Here is a 23649-nt window from a genome sequence, read left to right as displayed (position 1 = left end):
AAAGGCGCTCTGCCCCTATGCGAGCCAAGGTTTGCTCGACAACGATGGATCCGCGTAGTTTCACTACATCAGCCGCAGTATATGGTCTTTCCACACCATTCCATCGATCGGACTTCCAGCTTTCCTCGATTTGACGAATTTGTTGTTCTCTAGTCACGGTTCATCTCTCCCTATCCAATTTTGTTTATATGCTAATCTTTTGCAACCAAAGGTATTAAATAAACTTCGATCCTGCATGAGCAAGTTCGTTATCCTAAAGAAACTAAACGTTGTTGTATATAAGGGTCTATTGATATATAACAGGATAAGCATAAAAATCAATCTTCTATATCCACACAGCACTCTATAGCATCTTTATAACTTTGGTGTTCCATGCTACAGGCTCGGCATATATTCCTCATATCCAGTTCAATCATTTGGCGAAAGACAATCACGTTGGTTTGATGGGAATTGATTTCAAGATCTCCTCGTTCATTGGAGGTGAGGGTTAATACTTCATTCCCGTACACAAACGTGGTTCCTTTCATTTGATCATTTGTTTTGCCTGATCCTCTATTAAGGAGAATCCAACGTTCTACAAATTCTTTTCCTGTTGCTTTTGCGATCTGCATATTGTTAACATCCTCTCCTTATCTGTTATATTAAAATTATAATACAATCAACATGTTTGTCAACTGTTATAAAACAGAACATTTTGGAGTACCCGGGTTTTTATCTTGACTACGATAAAGACAAGTTTTTTAAATCGATTCTTAAATGATTTCACCCCTCTCCAGAAGACTTTTTGTACGTCAGATGTTTCCTAAATACCAAAATGCAAAATCGATGCCAATTACTAAAGCATTGAACTACTTTCATTTTGGAAGTTTAAAATTGTTATAAAGTGGTCACATTGTTCTACTACAGAACAATAATGATGTTCCATATCGAAACGGTTGATCCCGAATTTGCGGTTCAGTTAAGGTTCCTTTAAGAAAGAAAAGGGCTTTCACTGGTTAGTGAGCGAAATGTAATGTTTAATGAAAAAGATCGACATATTATATGCTGGTCAAAAGAGTTTGGAGTCCGCATAGACGCTTTTTTAAGAAGCCCATGGCAAATCCAAATATTTTGTTCCCCCTTTTTTCAATTCTAAAAAAGAATAGCCACCCTTGACAGGTAGCTATATAGACTGTTTATCCGTAATCATTAGATCTCTGATTATTTTAACGTGGTTTAGAAGGAAATTGGGTGAAAACTAATAACCGACCTCAGTGAAGCCGGTTCATTCATTCAATGATATCCAAATCATCCGCTAAAATATTTCTCAGCCAATTTCTCTGCGGTCCGGGTGGCCAAGGCCTGTGTCGTCAGCGTTGGGTTGGGGCCGCCGAGCCCGTTAAAGTGGACGCTATTGTCGGCAATGTAAAGCCGCTTAACTTGCAAGGCTTCACCAGAAGAATCCGTGACCATGCCCATCCGCATCGTACTTTCCATATGAATAAACAAGGTGGAGGGCCAATCCGAACGGATAATCTGCTTGGCTCCTGCCTTTTGCAAGATATCCGTTGCAACTCTGACCAATTTATCGCGCCTGGCATACGCGATTTTGGTAGGAAAATATTTGACTACCGGAATAGGACCATGCTCATCTCTGATGACCGGATCAACGGTGACGCCGTTGTCCTGTACGATTTCATCATCGGAAATAATCAAAATATTCAAGGTCCGCCGATATTCGGCCATTTTCTTTTTCAGTTGGCTGCCAACGATTCTCCCGCGTATATCCCATGGGGAATCCGGTGCCGGTTCGCGCAGGAAATTGTACCCGTATCCGCTGAATCCATAAGTGAATTCTGCGGATAACCCGGGACTGAGCCCCGGGACTAGCATACACCCTAAGCCCGGGTAATCCAATCTTGCTCCCGAAGTATGCCCTACAAAAGGGGCGGTCTCCGGTATCCCTAAAATCGCCATTAAATCCTTTTCATCAAAAACCCCGGATACCCAGTCGAAAAAGTGGTTGACCATGCCTCTCCCTACCCATGGATTTGCCGGCAGCCCGGAATTTAGCCACAGTCGAGGGGACTCAATGGGACCGGCTGCCATGACAATCGCTTTTGCCCGCAATTCTACAAATTCTCCGGTCCATGTATCGCGAAATTGTACTCCAACGGCGCGCACGCCGTCACTTGTTTCATTCTCCGTCAATATCTTCGTCGTAAAGGAGTTGGGCCTGATCGTGACGTTTCCCGTATTGAGCGCAAGCGGCACATAGCTGACGTTTGTAGAGCGCTTAGCAATTCGATCCACTGAGGGTCCCGTGGCACAGCCGTTTATGCAATGCCCGCTTAGTGAACATCCCTCCATATTAAACAATTCATCCAAGGAATAATCGGGATTCATCAAGTTCTTATTGGGTGGAAGAATCGCATTGGGATTTGGCCGATACCCGGGCTGGGTCACATTCAGCGTATGGATGAGCGGCCAACCCGCTTTCTTCGCACCATAATAGAACAATTCTTCCTTAGGAGTTGTTGGTGCAAAATGGACGGGCAGCGTTTCTTCAACCTTTTCATAGTAAGGAATAAGCTCCCGATAGGAAATGGGCCAAATGTTGTCGATCGCCTGAGGATAGGCACGTGGTGAATTTCCCCAATAATGCTGGGTGGTTCCCCCTACACCTGAATTTTGCCAAACGAGCCCTCGCTGTTGTATGCTCCGGAACCAAGGCGACCTTCGCAGATCAGCCGGACCCCATCGCAATTTTCCGGCAACCGAGTCATTCATATCATTTTCAAGCCTCGTATGAATCTCCTTATAAAGTGTAATATCCAAATCTCCTGGGCTGGAACTGCTTTCTCCCCCTCGCTCTTCCGTCGGTTTTGGCCATTTTTTGTTGCCAAACCATGGTCCTGCCTCCAGAACCAACACCTTTAGTCCCAGCTCTCCCAACTCTTTGGCTGCAACCGCCCCGCCCCCTCCCGAACCGATCACAATAACATCAGGATTATCATGCGTCATGAGCATCCCTCTTTCGGTGAGGAAATTTCAACAGGAAACCTCGCAATTGCCGATAGCCCAGTGAAGGTCCCGGATACCCCGTTTGCAGCCAAGCGACGGGGAATACTTCAAGCCTTCTCATTCCCGGAGGGGCAAGTCTCGTTGTTCCGTAACCGGGCCATTCCGAATAAAAACCGAACATGACCAATCGGTTGAGCGTATCGACCACGAATTGAACCAATCCGGCATTATATTGATAAGGCGGAGGCAAATAACCCAAATCAATATTCAGCGACTCCAGTAAGTACATCGCACGAAACCTGTCGCTACGGGAAAGCCTGGAGAAAGCCCCGCCACCTGGAAAGTTCAATTCATCATCCGCTTGTTTGGCGCCTCCTGCCGCAACCAACTGGACTGCCCCAGCATCGAGCAGTTCAGCGGTCGGTTCTGAAAGCATGACCCTTCGTAAGCTGAAATCCCCCTGGATGGTCAGCATGTGGTCAAGCACCCATATCATATATTGATCAACATGAAGGTCTAATGCTCCAATCTCCTGTATGCGGCCAAACTTTTGGGCTAATTGGGGTGTCCGGGGTATCATGGCGTCAACGAGCGCTTGGAATGTTGCGATCGTATGCCGGGTCTGATGGGAAGTGGAGTTAATTTTCTTATGCATGTCAGTCGCCTCCTTCATAAGAATCAATTCATACCCCGTATAAATGTATTACTCGGAAACTTAAAAAATGATTTTGCGGTACAAATATGAATTCCCTTGCAAATCCATTCTTTATATTCTAAGAACTACAAACTAATTTTCATGTCCGGCTATCGCAAAGCGCTTCAGTCCCCCAGTGAGTTACAAGAATGCTCCGCACCCTTTTGACTCCAAAAAAACCACCACGTAACGAAATGCTTACGTGGTGGTTTTGCTGAATTCTATTCTATAAGCTGTACAGGTCTATTTAACTGCTGTGCCTTTGGTGCTTTTCCAAGGGCCACCTCTAACGTGGTTCTTGAATATTTATCCCAGCCTTCCTTTGGCATAAAAAGGTTTACAGCAAAAGGTTTATCGGTCAATCCTTTTATTTTACGGATTTCATGGCGAAGCCTCTCACCAACTTCGGCTACACCGCCCGTCGGAACGGTATTGTAACCGCCATGAGGTCCCAAAACCCCCATGCCTCCTGCATTGGATACGGCCGCGACCATTTTGGCGTCTGTAATCCAAGGCTGCTTGAACAATGGGATATTTGATGCCGAGTATGCTTGTGATTCTGTTGTTGTTTTCCATAAAGACATCTCTCCTCCACTTACCTTTTTTAATTTACATCACAAATCATAAACCCTATAGTGGGAATAGGGTCAATTCTTTTATTTAATATTAATAAGTGTGAATTTCTGCCTGTGGAACAGCAATGATTCCCAGATGGGAAATGCGCTGCTTATCGAGTTAAGTATGTAGAATTTCGCAGGTGTTGGAATTGACAGCGAGGAAAGGATCGTCGTGATGAAACAATATTATTCCGTTGGTGAAACAGCCCGTCTCAATAACATCTCCATTCAAACCTTGCGGTATTACGATAAAATGGGAATTTTCAAGCCTCATTTTACAGATCCGGATAATGGATATCGGTATTACCATGTTAGACAGTTCTTCTATTTAGACATCATCAAGTATCCCAAAAACATCCGAACACCATTGGAGGAAATTAGGAACATTGTCTCAACTTCATGTACCCCTGAACATATGCATGCCTTTCTTGATGAGCAAGAAAACGTTATTGAGCACGAAATAGAGAACCTCGAACGTGCTCGGCGATTACTTGTAAGAAGAAAGCAGCAGCTCAGGGAACAATTAGAAATATGCGCCAGAAAAGAAGAGGGCATCGTTTACCATCGACATATAGAAGAGCAAACCATTTTAAAAGTGGAAAGGTGTGAAGTTAATCCTTTTGAACAACCGGACTTGTACTTCCGAAAATTGGCCGATGTTCTGGAAGAAAGAGGGGATATCATCGATAACTATTATGGGTTCATTTATGATTTAAACCCTTATCAGGATCCTGTTGATATTTGTTGCAGCAGTATTTATACGACGATTTGCAAAGGAGAAAAGATAGATTTAGCAGAGAAAGACATTACGTTAGATACGATCCCATCCGGTGAGTATGTATGTATTTCATTTGATTGGTCTTCAAAAGACTATGATGCTTACTATCAAAAGCTTTACCGCTATATTGAATCCAATGGTATACAGACATATGGGAAGGTATATCAAGTTTCTCTTCCGATCAACTATAGTTCATCAAAAGAAGAACAGTTCCTCACTGAATTAAGAGTGCTAAAAAAATAGTTCAGACAGAAAACATGCGAATCAGTTTTTGATTCGCATGTTTTTGTTAACCAATGTTCCCCATAAATTTGCATTCCAATTCTTAGGATCATCTAGGTGACTATTGCGTTAATGCTGCCCAAAAGTTCAGTAACCAAAGAGGAGCAGCTCATAACAGCCACTCCTCCACAATTGAATCTCTTTAGCAGAACAAAAACTCCCTAACGCGAGCAAAATCATCATTGATATCAAACTATCCCGTATTGTCATCGAAACTCGTAGTAGCTAACAAGTTTTTGTAAAGGTACCCTTTTACAAAAGAAAAGCCGCCATTCCTACGAATGACAGCTTTTTCCTATTGTAAACTTTATTTCCGATAAGATAATCGTCGAGATAAAACTTTATTGAGGACTTTAAAAGCAGAGATACTTAATTTCTTCCAAATCCAGCTATACAATAAGGAAAAGGCAAATGTCCCTAAAATAACCATACTATTAAAATGAGTTGTTACCGATGGTCCCAGTATAGAAAATTTAAATCCATATAATAAAATACTTATACCTAGTGTCAAACATAAAGCTGCAAATGGAATAATAAATATGCTTCTCTTTAAATACTTAAGACCAATGCCTAAACTGAGTCCTAATAATCCTGTGGTAAAGAGGAACACCAATAGCTCACTTGGCTGGAACATTGCCAATAGAAATATGGTTACGAAATAAGTCATCACACCTATTCGGAGTGACAATAGGCTAGCAAGCACAAGAGGACCAGTGCTCATCATGCTCAGTATATAACCAATACCGGTGAAAATCCCCGCAGATTGAAAAATAGCGGCTATTGAACCTAATAGGGCACCAGCTACAAGCCGCATTGTCTTAGAATAACTGTCAATAGTCGGGGGTAACTCATCTCCCCAAACACTAGATGTTACTTTTTTGAAAAATGACCGCATCTGACACCCCCATAATAGGTAAATGCAGTGAGAAAGAAGTTTATGCTAAAAATTGTTCAAGATAAGTTGTCCTTTTTCTAGACATTTTCCTAATACTTTATCGAGATGGTGCCATTTCACGCCTATGTACATATAAAAGTAGTTGATATATTGTATTTTCATGAACAACTGGGAAGTCAATATATGGGTCCTTCGCAGCATCCTAAGACCGCTGGACAAGGAATGATATTTTGCTGCATGACGCTGGTACAGAAAATGGTGCACCGCCTTGAAGATTCCGCAGCCCTAATTGGTACTGCTAGAACAGTTCTAATCATATTCTTATAATAGAAAACAAGATAAGGGGTGTAACGTTAGTTGATAAAAGTTAAGGTTAGTTTACGTCCCATTGTAAATAGGATAAATTTACCCACTGTTTTGAAAGCAGCTGTACTTCCGGGTGACTCCATTGAAAGATTATTTATTGCAACCCAGGTAGGAGAAATCTTTTACATAGGAAACGGGGATATTAGAACTTTTTTAGATATTCGCCCGCGAATCATAAAACTAGGTGTTTCTGGTGGTGGATATGATGAGCGGGGACTGCTAGGACTAGCGTTTCATCCCCAATTTTATTATAACGGTTTGTTTTATCTTCATTATTCAGTAGCTGGAACACAAGGTCCAGGTGCTCTACCTGAATCTTTTAATCCAAACCCGTGTGATCCCAAAACTTTAAACTTAAGGTGGACAAATAGAGATACTCAATATGATCATATTGATACAGTTGAAGAATGGATTTTACAATCGAATGGTCAACCTCAAAAACGACGGACATTACTTAACTTAAGAAGACCATTTTTTAATCATAATGGTGTTAATAGCTTAAACTTTTCACCTGAAACAGGAAAACTTGTTTTAACAACCGGAGATGGTGGATCAGGCTATGACCCATTTAATTTAAGCCAGGACGAGATGGAAATCGCAGGTAAAATAATTGAAATTGATGTAGTTAAAAATACATCTATCTATAATCCACCCGTAGTCACACGTTTTAATGAACTGCCCGCACCTATTCAGGAAACACTTACGGTAATTGCCAAAGGGGTTCGCAATATACCAGGGATTTCATTTCAAAGGTATTATAATCAGTATATTAAATATGTGGGAAATGTCGGACAGGATTTGGTAGAGTCGATTTTTTCATTCGTTCATTATAAACCAATACCGGTTACTCAACTTATTCAAGCTTCTTTAATGGAATCTGAACCTGACCAAGAAGGATTTATTAACTTTGGTTGGCGAGGGTGGGAAGGTGCTTTTCCTACTTCGATTATGAGGGGCTGCTCTGCAAATCCGAATTTGGATGAGAAAACGATTGCTTATTACAATGAAGCAATTAAAACTTCAGTGAGGCGAATTCAACCTTTAACCAGTTATTTCCATAAAGATCCCCGACCCGATAAGTTTGGGGGAACTGCACTTACAGGAGTCCAACCATATATGGGGAAAGGAATCCCCGCTTTAACGGGAAGCGTTGTGTTTACCGATCTTGTCCGGAAGGAAGAATCTCAAACTCCGGTTAAAGGAGTTTTAGCTTATACTAGGGTAAGACCAGATTGTAAACTAAATGATTTTAGTGTTATTGAAACCGATTATAATTTTGGGTCTCAATCTGCTTATTTTGTTACTCTGGGAACGAATCTAGACCAAACCAGATTATATTTAGGGGTTTATGGTTCTATGAAAGTGACTGATTTTAACCAAGGTACTGTTTTTGAAATTGTTCCATGATTCATAACAACAAAACTCTACTTAATCTAGATAAATCTCTTACTTAGATGTAATTGTATCGAAGTATAAAACAAGAGAACAATCAGCTCCCTCATTCAAACAGGCAAGTACAGAAAACGATCTTGGGTTATTTACGATGCTGAAACAGGATTCTCGATCCAACGTGTCGGAGGAATTGGGCGAATTAAACTCTTTTTCCAGAAATGCATAAAAAAGGGGAATACAACAGAAAATACTAAACAAAAAGGATGACGTTCCATGCCGTTTAAATTGACCAACTTTCCTCCAAATACTGCACCCAAAGTGGTTCAATGGAAAGAAATGATGTCTCAAGAGGTTTGTTTTTCCTGTCAGACCTCTCCTACCGATTGTCATTGCGCTCAATCACTTGCTCAAGAAATTTTGGAAGATATCTTATTAGATTAGATTGAAAAACCGGATTCTCGATCCGGTTTTCATTATTTTACAAAAAGGCTTTTCTTATACACTGGCGATCCTTGGCAATTTAGCAGGAAACATGCGCTGGAAAGATGGGATCGGCTCATACATTGGAATCGTCACAGCTACTCCTGTCATTAACATCTCAAAAATTCCAATACTAAACGAATGGCCGGTGATACCTTCAAGGCATCATGGATACTTCGGTAAGGTCGAAATCCAAATGACCACGGTAGAAAATCCGCGCTCTGGATTAGTTTATCTTCATATGCGAGAATACCGAGTGGCCTCATCTTATTTGATCCAACTGCTACGTACGGGAAGTGGTTTGTAGGCCTGCTTCTTCATCCTTGTGATCAGATCAGCTATATTTTCTTCGAGGTTGGCTTCGCATTCCTCTTTGGTCACCAGGTCAACGCCGGCCTAATTATAGGCTAATTTCACTATCTTTATTCATTCCTTCACATAAATAGGATCATTATGTTCCTGTTGATCTCTTTGTATTTGTTTTATGATTAGAGGATATGCTCTTTTTTTGAAGAGGTCATATAAGGGTTCGTCAACTAAGTAAAAGACCCTATCCAAGTAGTCGATTTGGATAGGGTTTTTCTTTACATCCGATCCTTGTTCGTAATTCCCAAGGCACGATTGCCAAAAATATATGCTTTTTCTATTTCCTTAAAACTTTAAGGCTAAAAGCTTTCTAAGAGGTTGCTCCTTTGTACTTTCCCTAGAGTACACTTCATCCTCCATCAGTTGAAGAATCACATTTAACACCCGAGCTTTTAGGTCTACGTAATAAAAATGATCGTTTAGTCTACTATTATCCAAATATGTCACCCCCTTTTGTACTTAGGGTAGACAAAATGAACAAGAACCCTTACCTTTTCTTTTCATGGACTTAAAGTTAAAATGCGATTTTCAAAAAGGTTAAGGTCTAACGGATCAAGGCTACAAGGCTTCTTGTTGACTACTAGTACCATTCTAGTTTCACGTTGCGCAGCCAAAAGCTCGACTATTTCCTTCCTAAACAATAAAAAACCATTGCTGATTAGTAGGAATAGAATGAGGAGTTTATCTTTTTATTAATTAACATTTTGTGAATGTAACATTTAGGATCAGTTATGGTAGATTTTCTTTTATAATTCCCAATAAGCGAGGAAGCGGATTGCTTAGCATAGATTTACTTTCTGATTGACCATCTCCCAAAATGGATTAACATTCAATCGGTTCTGATCTAGAACCAGAAAAAATGTTTCCTACGGTTACCTGTTCTCTGCAATACTCCATTTAAACAAGTCTTTTGTTCAACATTTCACATAAAGTATTACCAAATGTCGCACTATGCTAGGTTCGATCTTTCATGAACAGCCCTCTCCCCAAATAGGATAAGTCCTCTAAGGATAGCGGTTTTCTTAAAGAACCAGTTCCATCTTAATCAAGAAGTTTATTTATGATATCGGTTTTATTCTAGAACTCTAGAACAACCCATGGGATACCCAGTTTGTTCAACTTTGCACATAAATAGGATCATTATGATCCTGTTGTTCTTTCTGTATTTATCTTACGATTAAGAGATCGGCTCTCTTTCTAAAGAGGTTCTCCTTTATAAACGATTCAGGGTAAACGTGCCAACGAGTACTAGCAGTACCTGGTCATCCTTTCTCTTATCTCTATTAATTTTAATACGAGAACTAATGCCTCTCCTCATGTAGTAGAGGTCTGATTATCGTTATACCAACCTACGTCTGAAAATAACACTATAAGTGTCATTTTTACCCCGAAATACACACTCCCAGTGTCTGGCCTATTGTTGAGTTTACCTTTACTATTTGAGGAGAAGTGTTGAATGGGTTTCATTTTTTATATCAGGTCCTACTGGGCACTGTGAATCTTCTACAGCTAGAACTATGATGAAATCACTATATGCATGAGCAGCTTTTCACACAGAATACTACCATTTGGTTGCAGTTAGGTACTGCCAATTTCATGTACGATGAATCCTAGCTTAACGTGTAGCTCTCCTCTGATAGGATCGCTCTTTCAACGAGGCTCTCCCCGTCTAGGAGACCTTTATCTATGATCTTAGTTCTATATTTATGGAATAAAAAAATTAGATTCATAATGATCATTCATTGATCGATGTACATTTCTTTTTTAGTGGATACAACAGACATTATAATGGCGATTATCGATGAAAATAGCTATTATAACGGCCTGGCAATCTCTCGCTATATGGATTAACGTAATATATAGAGGTGGTAAGCGATGCCAATACGCCCAAAAGACTTAGGCACTATCATTTATAACGATCGAAAACGAAAGAAGCTCACACAACGATTAGAAGCCTGGAACAAAACAAACACGAAAACGTTACGATTGATACGCTTGCCAAAGTAGCAAAAGGCTTAGATATGTCAACCTTGGCTCTCCAATTTTCCGAAACGTCCTCCGAGGTGGAAGAACAAAAGTACAAGGACATACTCATGATTATTATTTATCTGCATCAACAAGATACGGAAGTCCTTCACTTTTTAAAAGAATTTCTTCCAACCGAAGCAGAGAAAATCAAAATGGTATTAAATAAAAAATCGTGTCCATAAATGATACGGAGGATGGACATGCCTTTACTCCCCTTCCTCCTCCCCCCTTTTATTGCTTTTCCCCTATACATTCCCCGCAAGGAGGCCTCTTACTTCACCCACTTTAAATGATCATCCACAACCCAAATTCCCCCCTCTAATTTCCCCCAAATATAAAAAAGTGTAGAGAAACGACCTAGTTTCTCTACACTCTGAGTGCTTCACAGCACGCTTTTCTTTTCTAGATCCGATATGCCCATAAGCAGTTTCGTCTTTGTTACACTATGATTCATCAGGAATTTCCAAAGTGATCTTGCCAAAATTTTGTCCCTTTTCCATATACAGTTGAGCATTCATGGCTTCTTCAAGAGGATAGGAACGGTCCACAACGGGATTAATTCGGTGTTCTTCAAATAACTGGAGCATCTGTTCAAAATCCAGTGGACTTCCCATCGTAGTACCCTTTATATCTAAATGTTTAAAAAATACGCGAGGAAGGGCTAGCTCCGGAATCGGACCGCTTGTAGCACCGAAGTTAACAATACGTCCCGCAGGTTTAGCTAGATTGAGCAATTGATTAAAGTTCTCCCCACCTACTCCATCGATAATCAGATCGGCACCGCCCATGATCTTTTTTAAGTCTTTCATCCAATGCTCTAAGCGGTAGTTCACCCCTCCAACGGCTCCTAGTTTTTTGGCTCTTTCAATTTTTTCTTCACTACTCGACGTCACAAATACGTTTGCCCCTTTGGCTACAGCCATTTGAAGGGCGAACAGAGCTACCCCGCTGCCGATTCCAGGAATTAAGACCGTTTCTCCTTTTTGAAGATTTCCTCTCGTTATCAAGGCACGGTAAGCCGTTACCCCTGCTAGCGGCAGAGCTGCCGCTTCCTCCCAGGAAAGGTAATCAGGCTTTTTATACACGTTTTTATAGGGAACCTTGACGTACTGGGCATAGGTTCCATCCGTTGGCATCCCTAGTATAGAAAAGTCAGGTCCATTATAGTTCGGATTTTCTCCCCAGTTTAATCCTGGATTGATGACCACAGAGCTGCCTTCTTGGATTCCTTCCACTTGATCCCCCATCGCGACGACCTCTCCTGCTCCATCCGCTCCCAAGATGGAGGGCAATTTCATTGCAGGATATAATCCATGGGTAATCCATACATCTCTTCTATTTAAAGATGCATACTTTAAACGAATTAATACTTCACCCGATTTAGGCGCAGGTATTTCGATATCTTCATATCGAAGCTGCCGAGGACCGCCTAGTTCTCTTAGCATAATAGCTTTCATATCCATCTCTTCCTTCCTGTCTGTAGATCACTTGCCAGATGCAAATCGTATTTCTACTAAGATCTTCTGAACTATTCTTGATGCAACGTTGCTTCACGTGATCCCATGAGATGATTGATATACCTTGCGGCAACAAAGAGAAAATCGGAGAGACGATTTAAATATTGGAGTACCACCTTACTCATGTCTTCGTCTTTCTGGATCTCAACAGCAGTTCTCTCTGCACGTCGTACCATCGTTCTTGCCACATGAAGGGCGGATCCTGTGGGGTGTCCTCCAGGTAAAATAAAATTAGCTAGAAGTGGTAATTTGGCATCCCATTGATCAATTTGTTCTTCTAGAAAACAAACATCCTCTTCAGCAATTTTCCATCCGACCTCTTTTCCCTGCGGAGTCGCCAATTCTGCCCCTACATGAAATAGCTTGGTTTGGACTGTGTGGAGAATTTGATGAAATTCATTCCATCGTTCTTCCTGAGGAAGGAAGGAAAGAGCCAAGCCAATCATCGAGTTGGCCTCATCACAAGTACCATATGCCTCGACTCGGGGAGATTGCTTGGAAACACGTTGCCCGTAAACAAGGCTTGTTTCTCCTTTGTCTCCTGATTTTGTATATATTTTCAATTTATCACCCCTTTAAATGACTAGATCATCTACATATTGCGTCGATACTGTCCGCCCACTTCATACAAAGCGGTGGTGATTTGCCCAAGCGATGCTACCTTAACACATTCCATTAACTCTTCAAACAGGTTACCGTTTTGTAGCGCTATCTGTTTCAGACGTTCCAGAGCTGCACGGCATTCGTCTTCATGTCTTTTCCAGAAATCCTGAAGATTTCGAATCTGGGTTTGCTTTTCTTCTTCCGTCGAACGGGCCAATTCAATCTCATAAGCATTTTCATCGGCATTTGGATTAATGAACGTGTTGACCCCGATAATCGGCAATTCCCCAGAGTGTTTCTTATGCTCATAGTACATCGATTCTTCCTGGATTTTTCCCCGCTGATATTGCGTTTCCATCGCTCCGAGTACTCCTCCGCGATCGTGAATGCGCTGGAATTCAGCCAATACCGCTTCTTCGACGAGGTCGGTCAACTCATCAATAATAAAGGAACCTTGCAGCGGGTTTTCATTCTTTGCCAAGCCCAATTCCTTATTGATGATCATTTGGATCGCCATGGCCCGGCGCACGGAGTTCTCCGTCGGTGTGGTGATGGCTTCATCATAGGCGTTTGTGTGCAGGGAATTGCAATTATCATAGATAGCAATTAAGGCTTGTAAAGTTGTCCGAATATCGTTGAAATCCATCTCTTGCGCATGTAAGGAACGACCAGAGGTTTGGATATGATACTTCAGCTTTTGGCTGCGTTCGTTTCCGCCATATTTATTTTTGATGACGGTCGCCCAAATTCGACGTGCCACACGGCCCATGACGGTATATTCCGGATCTAACCCGTTACTGAAGAAGTAAGACAAATTAGGAGCAAAGTCGTCGATGTGCATACCGCGACTCAAGTAATATTCCGTAAAAGTGAAACCATTCGCCAAGGTGAAAGCTAATTGGGAAATGGGGTTAGCTCCTGCTTCCGCAATATGATACCCGCTAATACTTACGGAATAGTAATTGCGAACCTTATGATCGATAAAGTACTGTTGGATATCCCCCATCATCTTCAGCGCAAACTCCGTTGAAAAGATGCACGTATTTTGCCCCTGGTCCTCTTTTAAAATATCCGCTTGCACCGTCCCGCGTACGGTTTTCAGTGTCCATTCCTTAATTTGTTCTTTCTCTTCTTGGCTCGGCTGTCTTCCATTTTTCTCGATAAACTTCTCTACCTGCTGATCGATCGCGGTATTCATAAACATAGCCAAAATAATCGGTGCCGGACCATTGATCGTCATGGAGACACTGGTAGAAGGGTGGCACAGGTCAAAGCCTGCATACAGCTTCTTCATGTCATCCAAGGTACACACACTCACTCCGCTGTTCCCGATTTTCCCATAGATATCAGGACGGTAATCCGGATCTTGACCATATAGGGTGACGCTGTCAAAAGCAGTAGACAGACGCTTCGCCTCATCATTCTGGCAAAGGTAATGGAAGCGGCGGTTCGTACGCTCAGGCGTTCCCTCTCCAGCAAATTGGCGTTTCGGATCTTCATTCGTTCGCTTAAATGGGAAGACTCCCGCGGTGTAAGGGAAATATCCCGGTAAATTCTCTTTTAGCAGCCAGCGTAGAATTTCTCCCTGATCTTCAAATTTCGGCACACTCACACGAGGAATCTTATTTCCGGACAACGATTCTGTATGGAGTTCGGTTACGATTTCTTGATCGCGCACCTTCGTCACGAACTGGTCTTGTTGATACCTTTCACGGGTTTTCGGCCACTCTTCGAGCATCTTTTTGCATTCCGGATGAAGCTTCTCCTCATAATGTTCTATCATTTCATCTAACTTGCCCGTAAAGACTTCCGCTTCTTCCTTCGACATCAGTTGTCCGTTGTGATGCTCCACGAGTTGTTTTGTTCCCCGCAGTTGGAACAGCTTACGGGCCAAACTGACTTGCTCCTCCGAAAATTTCTTATATTGGCGAACCGTTTGAACGATTTCTCCCAGGTAGCCCGTTCGATCGGGAGGAATGATTAAATTTTTCTTCGTCACCTTCTGAATCTTATCGTCATAAGAGGTAGGCCAGTCGCCTCCCGATATCTTTTCCACCAAGTTCATCAGGTTGGCAAAAAGAACATTCGTTCCTTCATCATTAAACTGGCTGGCAATGGTGCCGAATACCGAAAGTTCCTCATCGGTGACTTCAAATAACTGGCGGCTTCGTTTAAATTGCTTGCGCACATCACGCAAAGCATCTTCGGATCCGCGACGTTCAAATTTATTGATGACAATGACATCTGCAAAATCGATCATATCAATCTTTTCCAATTGGGTGGCTGCACCAAATTCACTTGTCATCACGTACATGGCGATATCGCAAAGATCGACGATGCCCGAGTCCCCTTGTCCAATTCCGCTTGTTTCGACAATGACAAAGTCATACCCCGCCGCTTTCACCACTTCGACGGCTTCCTTCGTGGCATAGCTAAGCTCGGACTTTGATCCCCGGGTAGCCAAACTGCGCATATAGACGCGAGGATTATTGATGGCATTCATGCGAATACGGTCGCCAAGCAGGGCGCCTCCGGTCTTCATCTTGGAAGGATCGATGGAAATAATCGCAATGGACCGTTCTGGGAATTGCTCCAGAAAGCGACGCACCAATTCATCCGTTAACGAGCTTTTTCCTGCTCCGCCGGTTCCTGTAATCCCCAATACAGGTACGGTAGGCGCTTCCGCCTGCCATTGCTCCAAGGCCGTAGCAACAGATGCTTTGACTGCGCCGTGTCCTTGATTTTCTTCTGCAAGGGTAATGAGCTTTGAAATCGCTCCCCAATGCTTGTCCTTTAATAGGACCAACTCCTGCTCTAACTGCTTCGGGGTTGGAAAATCCGCTTCTTGGATCATCAGATTGATCATGCCCTGCAGTCCCAGCTCACGCCCATCATCCGGAGAAAAGACCTTGGCAATGCCGTATTCATGCAACTCCTTGATTTCAGCAGGTACTATGACTCCACCCCCGCCAGCAAAAATTCGGATGTGACCGGCACCCTTTTGCTTCAGCAAATCATGCATATATTTTAAATATTCCACATGACCCCCTTGATAGGAGCTGATGGCAATGCCCTGGACATCTTCCTGAATGGCAGCGTTCACAACCTCATCCACGGACCGGTTGTGTCCGAGATGAATCACTTCCACACCGGAAGCCTGAAGAATCCGCCTCATGATATTAATCGAGGCGTCATGACCGTCAAACAATGCAGCTGCTGTAACAAATCGCACATTACTTGTGGGGCGGCAAACTTGCGTTTCCATCTCCTTCACCTTCTCTCACTTTTTTGGTTTCCTATTCATCTTTTAAAAGATACCCGCCAATGACCAATCGTTGAATTTCGTTCGTCCCTTCATAGATTTGTGTAATCTTGGCATCGCGCATAAAACGCTCTACCGGATATTCACGGGTATATCCGTATCCCCCGAAAACCTGTACCGCTTCAATCGTCACTTCCATGGAGATATCCCCGGCAAACAGCTTGGACATGGCGGATTGCAGTCCATACGATATCCCTTGGTCTTCCCGCCAGGCTGCTTGGTAGGTCAATAAACGAGCCGCTTCGATCTTGGTAACCATATCGGCTAACTTAAATTGGATTGCTTGCAGCTTGCTAATGGGTTTGCCAAACTGGACGCGTTCCTTTGCATAGGCAACCGCATGGTCCAACGCTCCTTGAGCGATCCCCAGCGCTTGGGAAGCAATCCCGTTCCGGCCTCCGTCGAGGGTCATCATCGCAATCTTGAAGCCTTCCCCCACTTGACCCAATAGATTTTCTTTCGGAACCCGACAATCCTCAAATATCACTTCCGTGGTAGCAGAAGAACGAATGCCGAGTTTTTTCTCCTTCTTTCCTACCGAAAAGCCAGGGAAGCTCTTTTCCACAATAAAGGCCGCAATGCCTTTATGCTTCAGTTCCGAGTTGGTTTGTGCGAATACGATATAAATGTCGGCATGCCCTCCGTTCGTGATAAAAATCTTAGATCCGTTGAGGATCCATTCATCCCCATCCAGGACCGCCGTAGTTTTCATTCCAACGGCATCGGAACCCGATCCCGGTTCCGTCAAGCAATAGGCTCCCATGCTTTTGCCTTCGGCCATGGCCCGCAAATATTTTTGTTTTTGCTCTTCCGTGCCAAATGTGTAGACCGGCCATCCGGCTAAGGATGTATGGGCAGAGAGAGTGACCCCTACGGAGGCATCCACACGGGAAAGCTCTTCGACCGTGATGACATAGCTTAAATAATCCGCACCGGCGCCGCCGTACTTTTCCGGCCAAGGGATCCCGCATAAGCCTAGCTCCGCCATCTTATGCCATATGCCCATATCAAAATATTCTTCTTCGTCACGCTGGGCAGCCGTAGGCTCACACTCCTTCAGAGCAAACTCTCTCACCATTTTTTGCATCATTTGATTTTCTTCTGACAATTGAAAATTCATTGACTACACCCTTCCTATATAAAATTTAGAATTTATCTACCAACCGCATTGCTTGCCGCACTATAGGGATTTCTCTACAATCTCGGCAATATCCAATGTTTTCACCTGGTCTTCTACTTCTTTCGCCTTGGTTCCATCACTCATCATCGTCAAGCAATATGGACAATTGCTTCCAATCGTTGTCGGATTGAGCCGAAGGGCCTGCTCCGTTCGCTCTAGGTTGATCCGTTTCCCTTGGGTCTCCTCCATCCACATATTTCCTCCACCAGCACCACAACACATCGCATCCTGCTTGTTTCTCTCCATTTCTAGCACGTTGACGCCAGGAATAGATTTTAAAATTTGCCGTGGGATATCATAGATGTCATTATATCGCCCGATATAGCAGGAATCGTGATAGGCAATGGCTTCTTGCACTTCTTGGGTAGGCTTGATGCGGCCTTCCTGGATGAGCTTCCAAATCATTTCCGTATGATGAACTACTTCCGCCTCTAAACCAAATTCTGGATATTCATGTTTAAAGGTATTGTACGTATGCGGACAGATGGTCACGATTTTCTTGACATCATACGCCTGAAAATTGGCGATGTTTTCCTGGCATAGCTGCTGAAATAAAAACTCGTTCCCCATCCGGCGAGCCGTATCGCCTGAATTGCGTTCTTCATTCCCTAAGATCGCAAACTTCACCCCAGCTACATTCATGATCTTGGCAAACGATTGAGCAATTTTCTGGCTGCGATTGTCAAAGGATCCCATCGAACCCACGAAAAACAGATACTCAAACTCTTCCACTTCATCCACGGTTGGAACCACGATATCTTCGCGGCCTTCACGCCATTTGATGCGTTCCTTCCGGTTAATGCCCCATGGATTGCTTTGGCGTTCAATATTTTGGAAGTAGCGAGTCGCTTCATGCGGCATGTTCCCTTCCGTTAACACGAGGTAACGACGCAGATCAATAATTTTATCGACATGTTCATTAGCCACCGGACATTGATCCTCACAGTTGCGGCAGGTTGTACACGCCCAGATCTCTTCTTCCGTGATGACATCCCCAATCAGACTCGGGAATTCGAGGGTAGCAGCCACCTCAGATGAGGCTGCTCCTTGCATAGCCAATTGGTTGGCATGCGTGTTCTGTAAGACAAAATCCGGCATCCAAGGCGAACGGGAAGTGATCGCAGCTCCTTTTTCCGTCAGGTGATCCCTCATCTTCACTATCAGATCCATCGGAGACAAGGTCTTTCCCGTTCCGGAAGCGGGACACATATTCGTGCATCGTCCACATTCCGCACAGGCATATAGATCGATCAGCTGCTGCTGGGTAAAGTTCTCGATTTTCCCAACCCCATATTCCTCCGCTTCTTCATCCTCAAAATCGATCTTGCTTAATTTCCCTGAAGGCCCAACTTTCTTGAAGAAGATATTAAACATCGCGAATAGCTCATGTGCTTGCTTAGACTGCGGGACGAAAACCATGAAGGACAACACGATCAGCATGTGCACCCACCAGAATACATAGAACAAAACGGTGGCTGCTGTCGTTCCGATGCCGGAGAATACCACAGCTACCACTCCGGAGAAGGGGGCATAGACCAAGTCCGGTTCGTGCCCGAGCATGAGTGTTTCAAAGCCCAGCGAAAGCAGGATCGACAGGGTCAGAATGGTTAGTCCGATATAAACAAAGGCCGCTTTGCCATCTCGTTTCCATTGCAATCGCTTCAGCTTCTCCACATAACGTCTGAAGGCCGCATAGCCAACGGCGCACAGCATCAGGAAGGTGGTCCACTCTTGCAGGAGACTGAAATATTTGTGTGCGTCGCCGAACGGGAATTCATACCCTTTACTAAATCCCTTGATGACTAGTTCGATCAGTCCGACTTGGATGATCATAAAGCCGTAGAATAAGATCAAGTGCATACAGCCGCTTTTTTTGTCTTTAAACAATTTTCTCTGTCCGAACCCATTGATTAACACGTCATTGATTCGTTCTCTCAGATTCGGTTCAAAAGCGGCTTTCTTGCCAAGCTTCACAAACAAATAGCGGCTGTATACAACATGGAGAAACAAGTAGACGGCATAACTGGTGACAGCCATGAGGGCTAAAAAATGAAGTAATGATAACATGGGTAAACCTCCTGTCCCCTCTACTTCGAAAAAATTGAAGGAGTCTTATTTAAGGGTAAGTGTAATATTTTTGAAGGGCTTTCTGACTCCTGGCTTATATTGACTGGAATGATCTAACACATACCTCTGTCCGTTCCACTCAATTACAGTAGGAATACCTTTTTTAGCTTTGATCACTTTAGGTAATATATGTTGTTTCTCTAGTTGATCTATCATTATGATTTTTCTCCTTACTGGGTTAAGTTTGAAAATGGCCTGCCTATCCTTCCTTACCTTCGCTAACGGTTTTGGAAGATGGGCTGCCTCTTCTCAATAAAAGCCTGAATTCCCTCTCTTGCATCTTCGGTTGTAAATAAACTTCCGAATAACTCTGCTTCTGCCATGTATCCCTTTTCCTGTCCATACACGATTCCTTGATCCATGGCAGACAGGGCTGCTTGAATACTTACTGAACTTTTGGCCCTGATTTTCTCTGCCAAATGTTTCACCGTTATTTCCAGCTCCTCAAGCGGTACACTTCGCGAAACTAACCCAATCCGGCTTGCTTCCTTTCCGTCGATCATATCGCCAGTAAGAACGAGTTCGGTTGCTTTCTCCCGGTTCGTCAGGCGAACTAACCGCTGTGTTCCTCCAAAGCCCGGTATCAGCCCTAGATTCAACTCAGGCAGCCCTATTTTGGCCGTATCTGCTGCAATCCGTATATGGCAGGCCATGGCTAACTCTAATCCGCCACCGAGACAAGCTCCATTAATCATGGCAATGACAGGTTTCTTCAATTGTTCAATCTTTTGAAAAATCTGCTGCCCCTTCAAGGCATAATCCCGACCTGCATGTTCATCTTCAATGAAGGTAAATTCCTTGATATTAGCTCCTGCAATAAACATTTTTCCTTCGCCCGTCAACACAGCCACCTTGATTTGTGTATTCTCTTCTACTTTCTGAATGACTTGCTCTAATTCTAGCAAGGTTTGTTGATCCAAAGCATTTGCCGGTGGATGGGCTATGGTAATATAAGCAATTTGATCTTCCACCATCATCTTCACTTTTTGTTGTTCCATATCGTTTTTCCTTTCTTATGAGTTTAATCACGTTGTTTTTAAACGGCCCGCATTATGACCGACTGATCAGTCGGTCATCGCGAATAATAAACCCCCTCTATAAAATAGTCTCGGAGCTTCAGCTCGTGCAACTGAGAGACTGAAGTCAAAGACCGTAGTCTGTAACTTATTTTACCAGAAACCTTAAATGCGTCAATATGTTTTGAAAACTTTTTAATTTGAAACCATCATTATTATTTGTCACAGTTTAATAGATTTGTTACACTTTGATTTAAACGAATACCATTACAATCTAAACTCTGGTCAGACTCGGTAATTTTTTCTAAGGAGAACTATAAAATGAGTACAAATATGACTCAACGACAAGTCAGGGCGAAACAAACTAAAAAGAAGATTCTAGATACAGCTTTAAGTCTGCTGAATAAAAAACACTTTAATGATATAACTGTCGATGAGATTGTTACACTGAGCAACACGTCAAAAGGTGCCTTCTATACGCATTTCAAATCAAAATACGAAATTCTCCTTGAAAAATTCAAAGAAGTCGATCACTTTTATGAAGAAATCGCTCGGTCGCTTCCTGCAGAAATCAGCTCTACTGAAAAAATAGTACGTTTTTCCGAATCCCAAATGGTTTACCTAAGAGACGATTGGGGGAAAGAAACGTATCTTACCCTGTATACGAATGCTTCACCTGAACATAATTATTTCATGAATAAAGACAGAGCCCTCTATAGAATGATCAATCAGTTTGTTCAAGAAGGGCAAGAAACAGGAGAATTTAAGCAAGATCTTTCCCCTGATGAAATTACGGCTTTAATTGCGCGATGCATGCGCGGAACACTATTCGATTGGTGCATCCAAGACGATCGTTTTGATCTTGTAACCGAAACAAAAAAGCTTATTCGTACGTTCCTGGAAGGTTTAAAGCCATAACCTTGGATCGCCGGTACAGTCAGCTGAAATAGCTGCCGAGAATGATCGACAGCTATTTCATTTTCAAAGAGACATTACCTTTTGTCTATAATCTATGCCCTAGGCAACTTCAGATTCCTTGGAATGTACTTTCCTCATAAATTCATTGACGTCTGCAGGAACTTGACGATCAATCTTAGACACAATGTACACGGACAGGAAACCAAGCGGGACAGTGATCAATCCTGGAATTTTGAATTGCAGAGCCACTGGCAGTGCATCTTGAAAAAAGATCATCATCATAGATGACAATAAACCGATAAGTAAACCTGCAATAGCCCCTTTTTCCGTCATCCCTCTCCACCAGATCCCCATAATGAAAATGGGAGCAAAGGTGCTGGCCGCGACGCAGAAAGCCAATCCGACCAAATGGCCAATGGAGGCCTCTTTTACCAATAACCCTAAAGCACCGTACAAGACGGCAAGAATGATAATCGAGATTTTCCCCGAGAGAACGCGTTCTCTTTCAGAAAGCTGGTTTTTCCTGATGAATGTAGCATATAAATCATGCGCTAAAGCTCCTGAGCTAGCGATAAAAAGACCAGAGAGGTTGGAGAAAACCGCCGCAAAGGCACCGGCAATGATTAGACCTAGCAGCCATTTTCCTCCCAGTGCTTCCGCCGTAGAAGCAACGACCATATTCGTTCCGCCCTCGACCATGTCTTTGATAATTTTCGGGTCTGTAGCAGGATCAAGGAACAATGCACGTCCCACAGCTCCCAAGTAAATAGCGAAAAAGAAGAACACACTGGCAATGATGATAGCCATCATGGCCGATTTACGAGCCTCCTTCCCGCTAGGATTGGTATAAAAACGCAGGAGAATATGCGGCAGCCCGATCGTTCCGAAAGCTAGGCCGATGACCATTGAAATCGTTTGTAAGAAACTCGGGAAGTAGCTGCCTGTGTATGACCATTTGGTTCCGTCGACAGCGATGTCTTTTCCATCTGCGGTGTATTGACCGGTATTTGCCAAAGTTCCTGTCATATCCCCAATGGTTGCCAAAATCTTATCATAATGCAAACCACCCCAGACGGCCGCACCGACCATTAGGATAAAGGCTCCCAAGCGAATCCACAATTCCAGCGCCTGGTTGAAAGTCGTACCCTTCATCCCCCCTACTCCAACATAGAAAATCATTACAGCGCAGGTAAAAATAATGCCGAACTCATAGCTCGTTCCGAAGAACATGCTTAAAATTTGTGCAGCTCCCAATAACTGCGGGGCAGCATAAAATCCGGATATGGAGAGCACAACCAAAACCGCAACCAGACGGGCTCGTTTACTGTGAAAGCGGTAACCTAAAAAGTCGGCAACCGTAAAAGCGCCAAACCGCCTTAACGGACCTGCAACAAAAATGGCTAACAGCACAAGGCCGATCGAGAAGCAAAAAGCATAGAACGCGCCATCATAACCTAAAGAAAAGGTGAGGCCAGCAATACCCAAAAAGGTCGCTGCACTCAAATAGTCACCGCCGATCGCCGAACCATTCATGAACCAGCCAAAACTGCGACCGCCCACATAATAATCTTTAGAAGACGTGTTTCGCTTTGTTGCAAAGGTAATCCAAATAATCGTTCCCATTAATACGATCGTAAATAAGTACTTAGGATCCATTAGAGCACTCATTATCCAGCACTCCTTCCTGTCTCTCTATCAGAAACGGGATGAGTTGCAGGCTGATTGACCTTAAGTCTTTTCTCATAGAGATAGATATGTATGACGGCAATGACAACGGCTAAAGCCAACCCTACAATGGCCGTCAAGAACCAACTGATCGTCATACCACCCCAAATCTGACCCATCATAAAATCCTTGGCAAACCAATTCAGTACGGGTATGGAAAAAATAAACAAAAAGTAAACCAACCCAAGTTTTAGACTTGCTGAGAACTCGGACTTCATTATTCTGCTCGTTTCGGGATCAAGTGCCTTTAATTGACTCACATCCATTTTTCCTGATTCGATATATTCCATTTCTTTATACTCCGCAGCCATGTTCCTGCCCCCTCATAGAATCATTCCAC

At 43.2% G+C, this 23649-nt stretch carries 19 protein-coding genes and 1 pseudogene; 5 read left to right on the top strand and 15 right to left on the bottom strand.

Features of this window, described 5'->3' with window-relative positions; translation table 11 throughout:
* The 5 genes and pseudogenes from ABLT31_RS29725 to ABLT31_RS29705 form a co-directional block, all read right to left on the bottom strand.
* Positions 1 to 157, bottom strand: a pseudogene (locus tag ABLT31_RS29725) (isocitrate lyase); the annotation flags it as partial.
* A 160-nt stretch (positions 158 to 317) separates the two neighbouring features.
* Positions 318 to 611, bottom strand: a complete 294-nt coding sequence (locus ABLT31_RS29720; RefSeq protein WP_367758506.1) for a hypothetical protein — start codon at positions 609 to 611, stop codon at positions 318 to 320.
* Positions 612 to 1287: 676 nt separating this feature from the next.
* Entirely contained in the window at positions 1288 to 3003 is a 1716-nt protein-coding gene (locus ABLT31_RS29715) for a GMC family oxidoreductase N-terminal domain-containing protein (RefSeq protein WP_367758504.1), read from the bottom strand.
* Positions 2993 to 3658, bottom strand: a complete 666-nt coding sequence (locus ABLT31_RS29710) for a hypothetical protein (RefSeq protein WP_367758502.1) — start codon at positions 3656 to 3658, stop codon at positions 2993 to 2995. The genes ABLT31_RS29715 and ABLT31_RS29710 overlap by 11 nt, the downstream gene beginning before the upstream one ends.
* 260 nt (positions 3659 to 3918) lie before the next feature.
* Positions 3919 to 4281: a nitronate monooxygenase gene (locus tag ABLT31_RS29705; protein WP_367758499.1), complete on the bottom strand. Its 363-nt coding sequence runs from the start codon at positions 4279 to 4281 to the stop codon at positions 3919 to 3921.
* A gap of 208 nt (positions 4282 to 4489) precedes the next feature.
* Between ABLT31_RS29705 and ABLT31_RS29700 the strand changes: the two genes are divergently transcribed.
* Entirely contained in the window at positions 4490 to 5335 is an 846-nt protein-coding gene (locus tag ABLT31_RS29700) for a MerR family transcriptional regulator (RefSeq protein WP_367758513.1), read from the top strand.
* A gap of 346 nt (positions 5336 to 5681) precedes the next feature.
* Here the strand turns inward: ABLT31_RS29700 and ABLT31_RS29695 are convergent, their stop codons facing one another.
* The gene (locus tag ABLT31_RS29695; protein WP_367758497.1) at positions 5682 to 6269 is read right to left on the bottom strand and encodes a hypothetical protein; all 588 of its coding nucleotides are present in this window, start codon (positions 6267 to 6269) and stop codon (positions 5682 to 5684) included.
* A gap of 357 nt (positions 6270 to 6626) precedes the next feature.
* On the opposite strand from ABLT31_RS29695, the gene ABLT31_RS29690 reads away from it, so the two are divergent.
* The 3 genes from ABLT31_RS29690 (at position 6627) to ABLT31_RS29680 (ending at position 8814) form a co-directional block, all read left to right on the top strand.
* Positions 6627 to 8042 carry a PQQ-dependent sugar dehydrogenase gene (locus ABLT31_RS29690; protein ID WP_367758495.1) on the top strand — a complete coding sequence of 472 codons (1416 nt, stop codon included), beginning with the start codon at positions 6627 to 6629 and terminating at the stop codon, positions 8040 to 8042.
* A gap of 258 nt (positions 8043 to 8300) precedes the next feature.
* Positions 8301 to 8468: a hypothetical protein gene (locus ABLT31_RS29685; protein WP_367758493.1), complete on the top strand. Its 168-nt coding sequence runs from the start codon at positions 8301 to 8303 to the stop codon at positions 8466 to 8468.
* A 1-nt stretch (position 8469) separates the two neighbouring features.
* The gene (locus tag ABLT31_RS29680) at positions 8470 to 8814 is read left to right on the top strand and encodes a hypothetical protein (RefSeq protein WP_367758491.1); all 345 of its coding nucleotides are present in this window, start codon (positions 8470 to 8472) and stop codon (positions 8812 to 8814) included.
* A 2530-nt stretch (positions 8815 to 11344) separates the two neighbouring features.
* Here the strand turns inward: ABLT31_RS29680 and ABLT31_RS29675 are convergent.
* From ABLT31_RS29675 to ABLT31_RS29645, 7 genes are all read right to left on the bottom strand, one after another.
* Positions 11345 to 12358 carry a zinc-binding dehydrogenase gene (locus ABLT31_RS29675; protein ID WP_367758489.1) on the bottom strand — a complete coding sequence of 338 codons (1014 nt, stop codon included), beginning with the start codon at positions 12356 to 12358 and terminating at the stop codon, positions 11345 to 11347.
* 71 nt (positions 12359 to 12429) lie between these two features.
* Positions 12430 to 12981, bottom strand: coding sequence for a cob(I)yrinic acid a,c-diamide adenosyltransferase (locus ABLT31_RS29670; RefSeq protein ID WP_367758487.1), 552 nt, complete (start codon positions 12979 to 12981; stop codon positions 12430 to 12432).
* A gap of 29 nt (positions 12982 to 13010) precedes the next feature.
* Positions 13011 to 16286 carry a fused isobutyryl-CoA mutase/GTPase IcmF gene (gene icmF / locus ABLT31_RS29665; protein ID WP_367758485.1) on the bottom strand — a complete coding sequence of 1092 codons (3276 nt, stop codon included), beginning with the start codon at positions 16284 to 16286 and terminating at the stop codon, positions 13011 to 13013.
* Between the two features lie 31 nt (positions 16287 to 16317).
* Positions 16318 to 17463 carry an acyl-CoA dehydrogenase gene (locus ABLT31_RS29660; RefSeq protein WP_367758482.1) on the bottom strand — a complete coding sequence of 382 codons (1146 nt, stop codon included), beginning with the start codon at positions 17461 to 17463 and terminating at the stop codon, positions 16318 to 16320.
* Between the two features lie 60 nt (positions 17464 to 17523).
* On the bottom strand, positions 17524 to 19590 hold the full coding sequence (locus ABLT31_RS29655) for a (Fe-S)-binding protein (protein ID WP_367758480.1): 2067 nt from the start codon (positions 19588 to 19590) through the stop codon (positions 17524 to 17526).
* Positions 19591 to 19635: 45 nt separating this feature from the next.
* Entirely contained in the window at positions 19636 to 19806 is a 171-nt protein-coding gene (locus ABLT31_RS29650) for a hypothetical protein (RefSeq protein WP_367758478.1), read from the bottom strand.
* A gap of 62 nt (positions 19807 to 19868) precedes the next feature.
* Entirely contained in the window at positions 19869 to 20648 is a 780-nt protein-coding gene (locus ABLT31_RS29645; RefSeq protein WP_367758476.1) for an enoyl-CoA hydratase, read from the bottom strand.
* Between the two features lie 339 nt (positions 20649 to 20987).
* On the opposite strand from ABLT31_RS29645, the gene ABLT31_RS29640 reads away from it, so the two are divergent.
* Positions 20988 to 21584, top strand: a complete 597-nt coding sequence (locus tag ABLT31_RS29640; RefSeq protein WP_367758474.1) for a TetR/AcrR family transcriptional regulator — start codon at positions 20988 to 20990, stop codon at positions 21582 to 21584.
* Positions 21585 to 21683: 99 nt separating this feature from the next.
* Here the strand turns inward: ABLT31_RS29640 and ABLT31_RS29635 are convergent, their stop codons facing one another.
* Together ABLT31_RS29635 and ABLT31_RS29630 are read right to left on the bottom strand one after the other, a co-directional pair.
* Positions 21684 to 23252, bottom strand: coding sequence for a sodium/solute symporter (locus tag ABLT31_RS29635; RefSeq protein WP_462976550.1), 1569 nt, complete (start codon positions 23250 to 23252; stop codon positions 21684 to 21686).
* Positions 23252 to 23620 (bottom strand): DUF485 domain-containing protein, encoded by a 369-nt coding sequence (locus tag ABLT31_RS29630; RefSeq protein ID WP_367758473.1) that lies wholly within the window; start codon positions 23618 to 23620, stop codon positions 23252 to 23254. The genes ABLT31_RS29635 and ABLT31_RS29630 overlap by 1 nt, the downstream gene beginning before the upstream one ends.
* Between the last annotated feature and the right edge of the window lie 29 nt (positions 23621 to 23649).

Source organism: Ammoniphilus soli (assembly GCF_040813775.1).
Note: the sequence above shows the minus strand (reverse complement) of the source record. Positions and strands in the feature narration are given on the sequence as shown.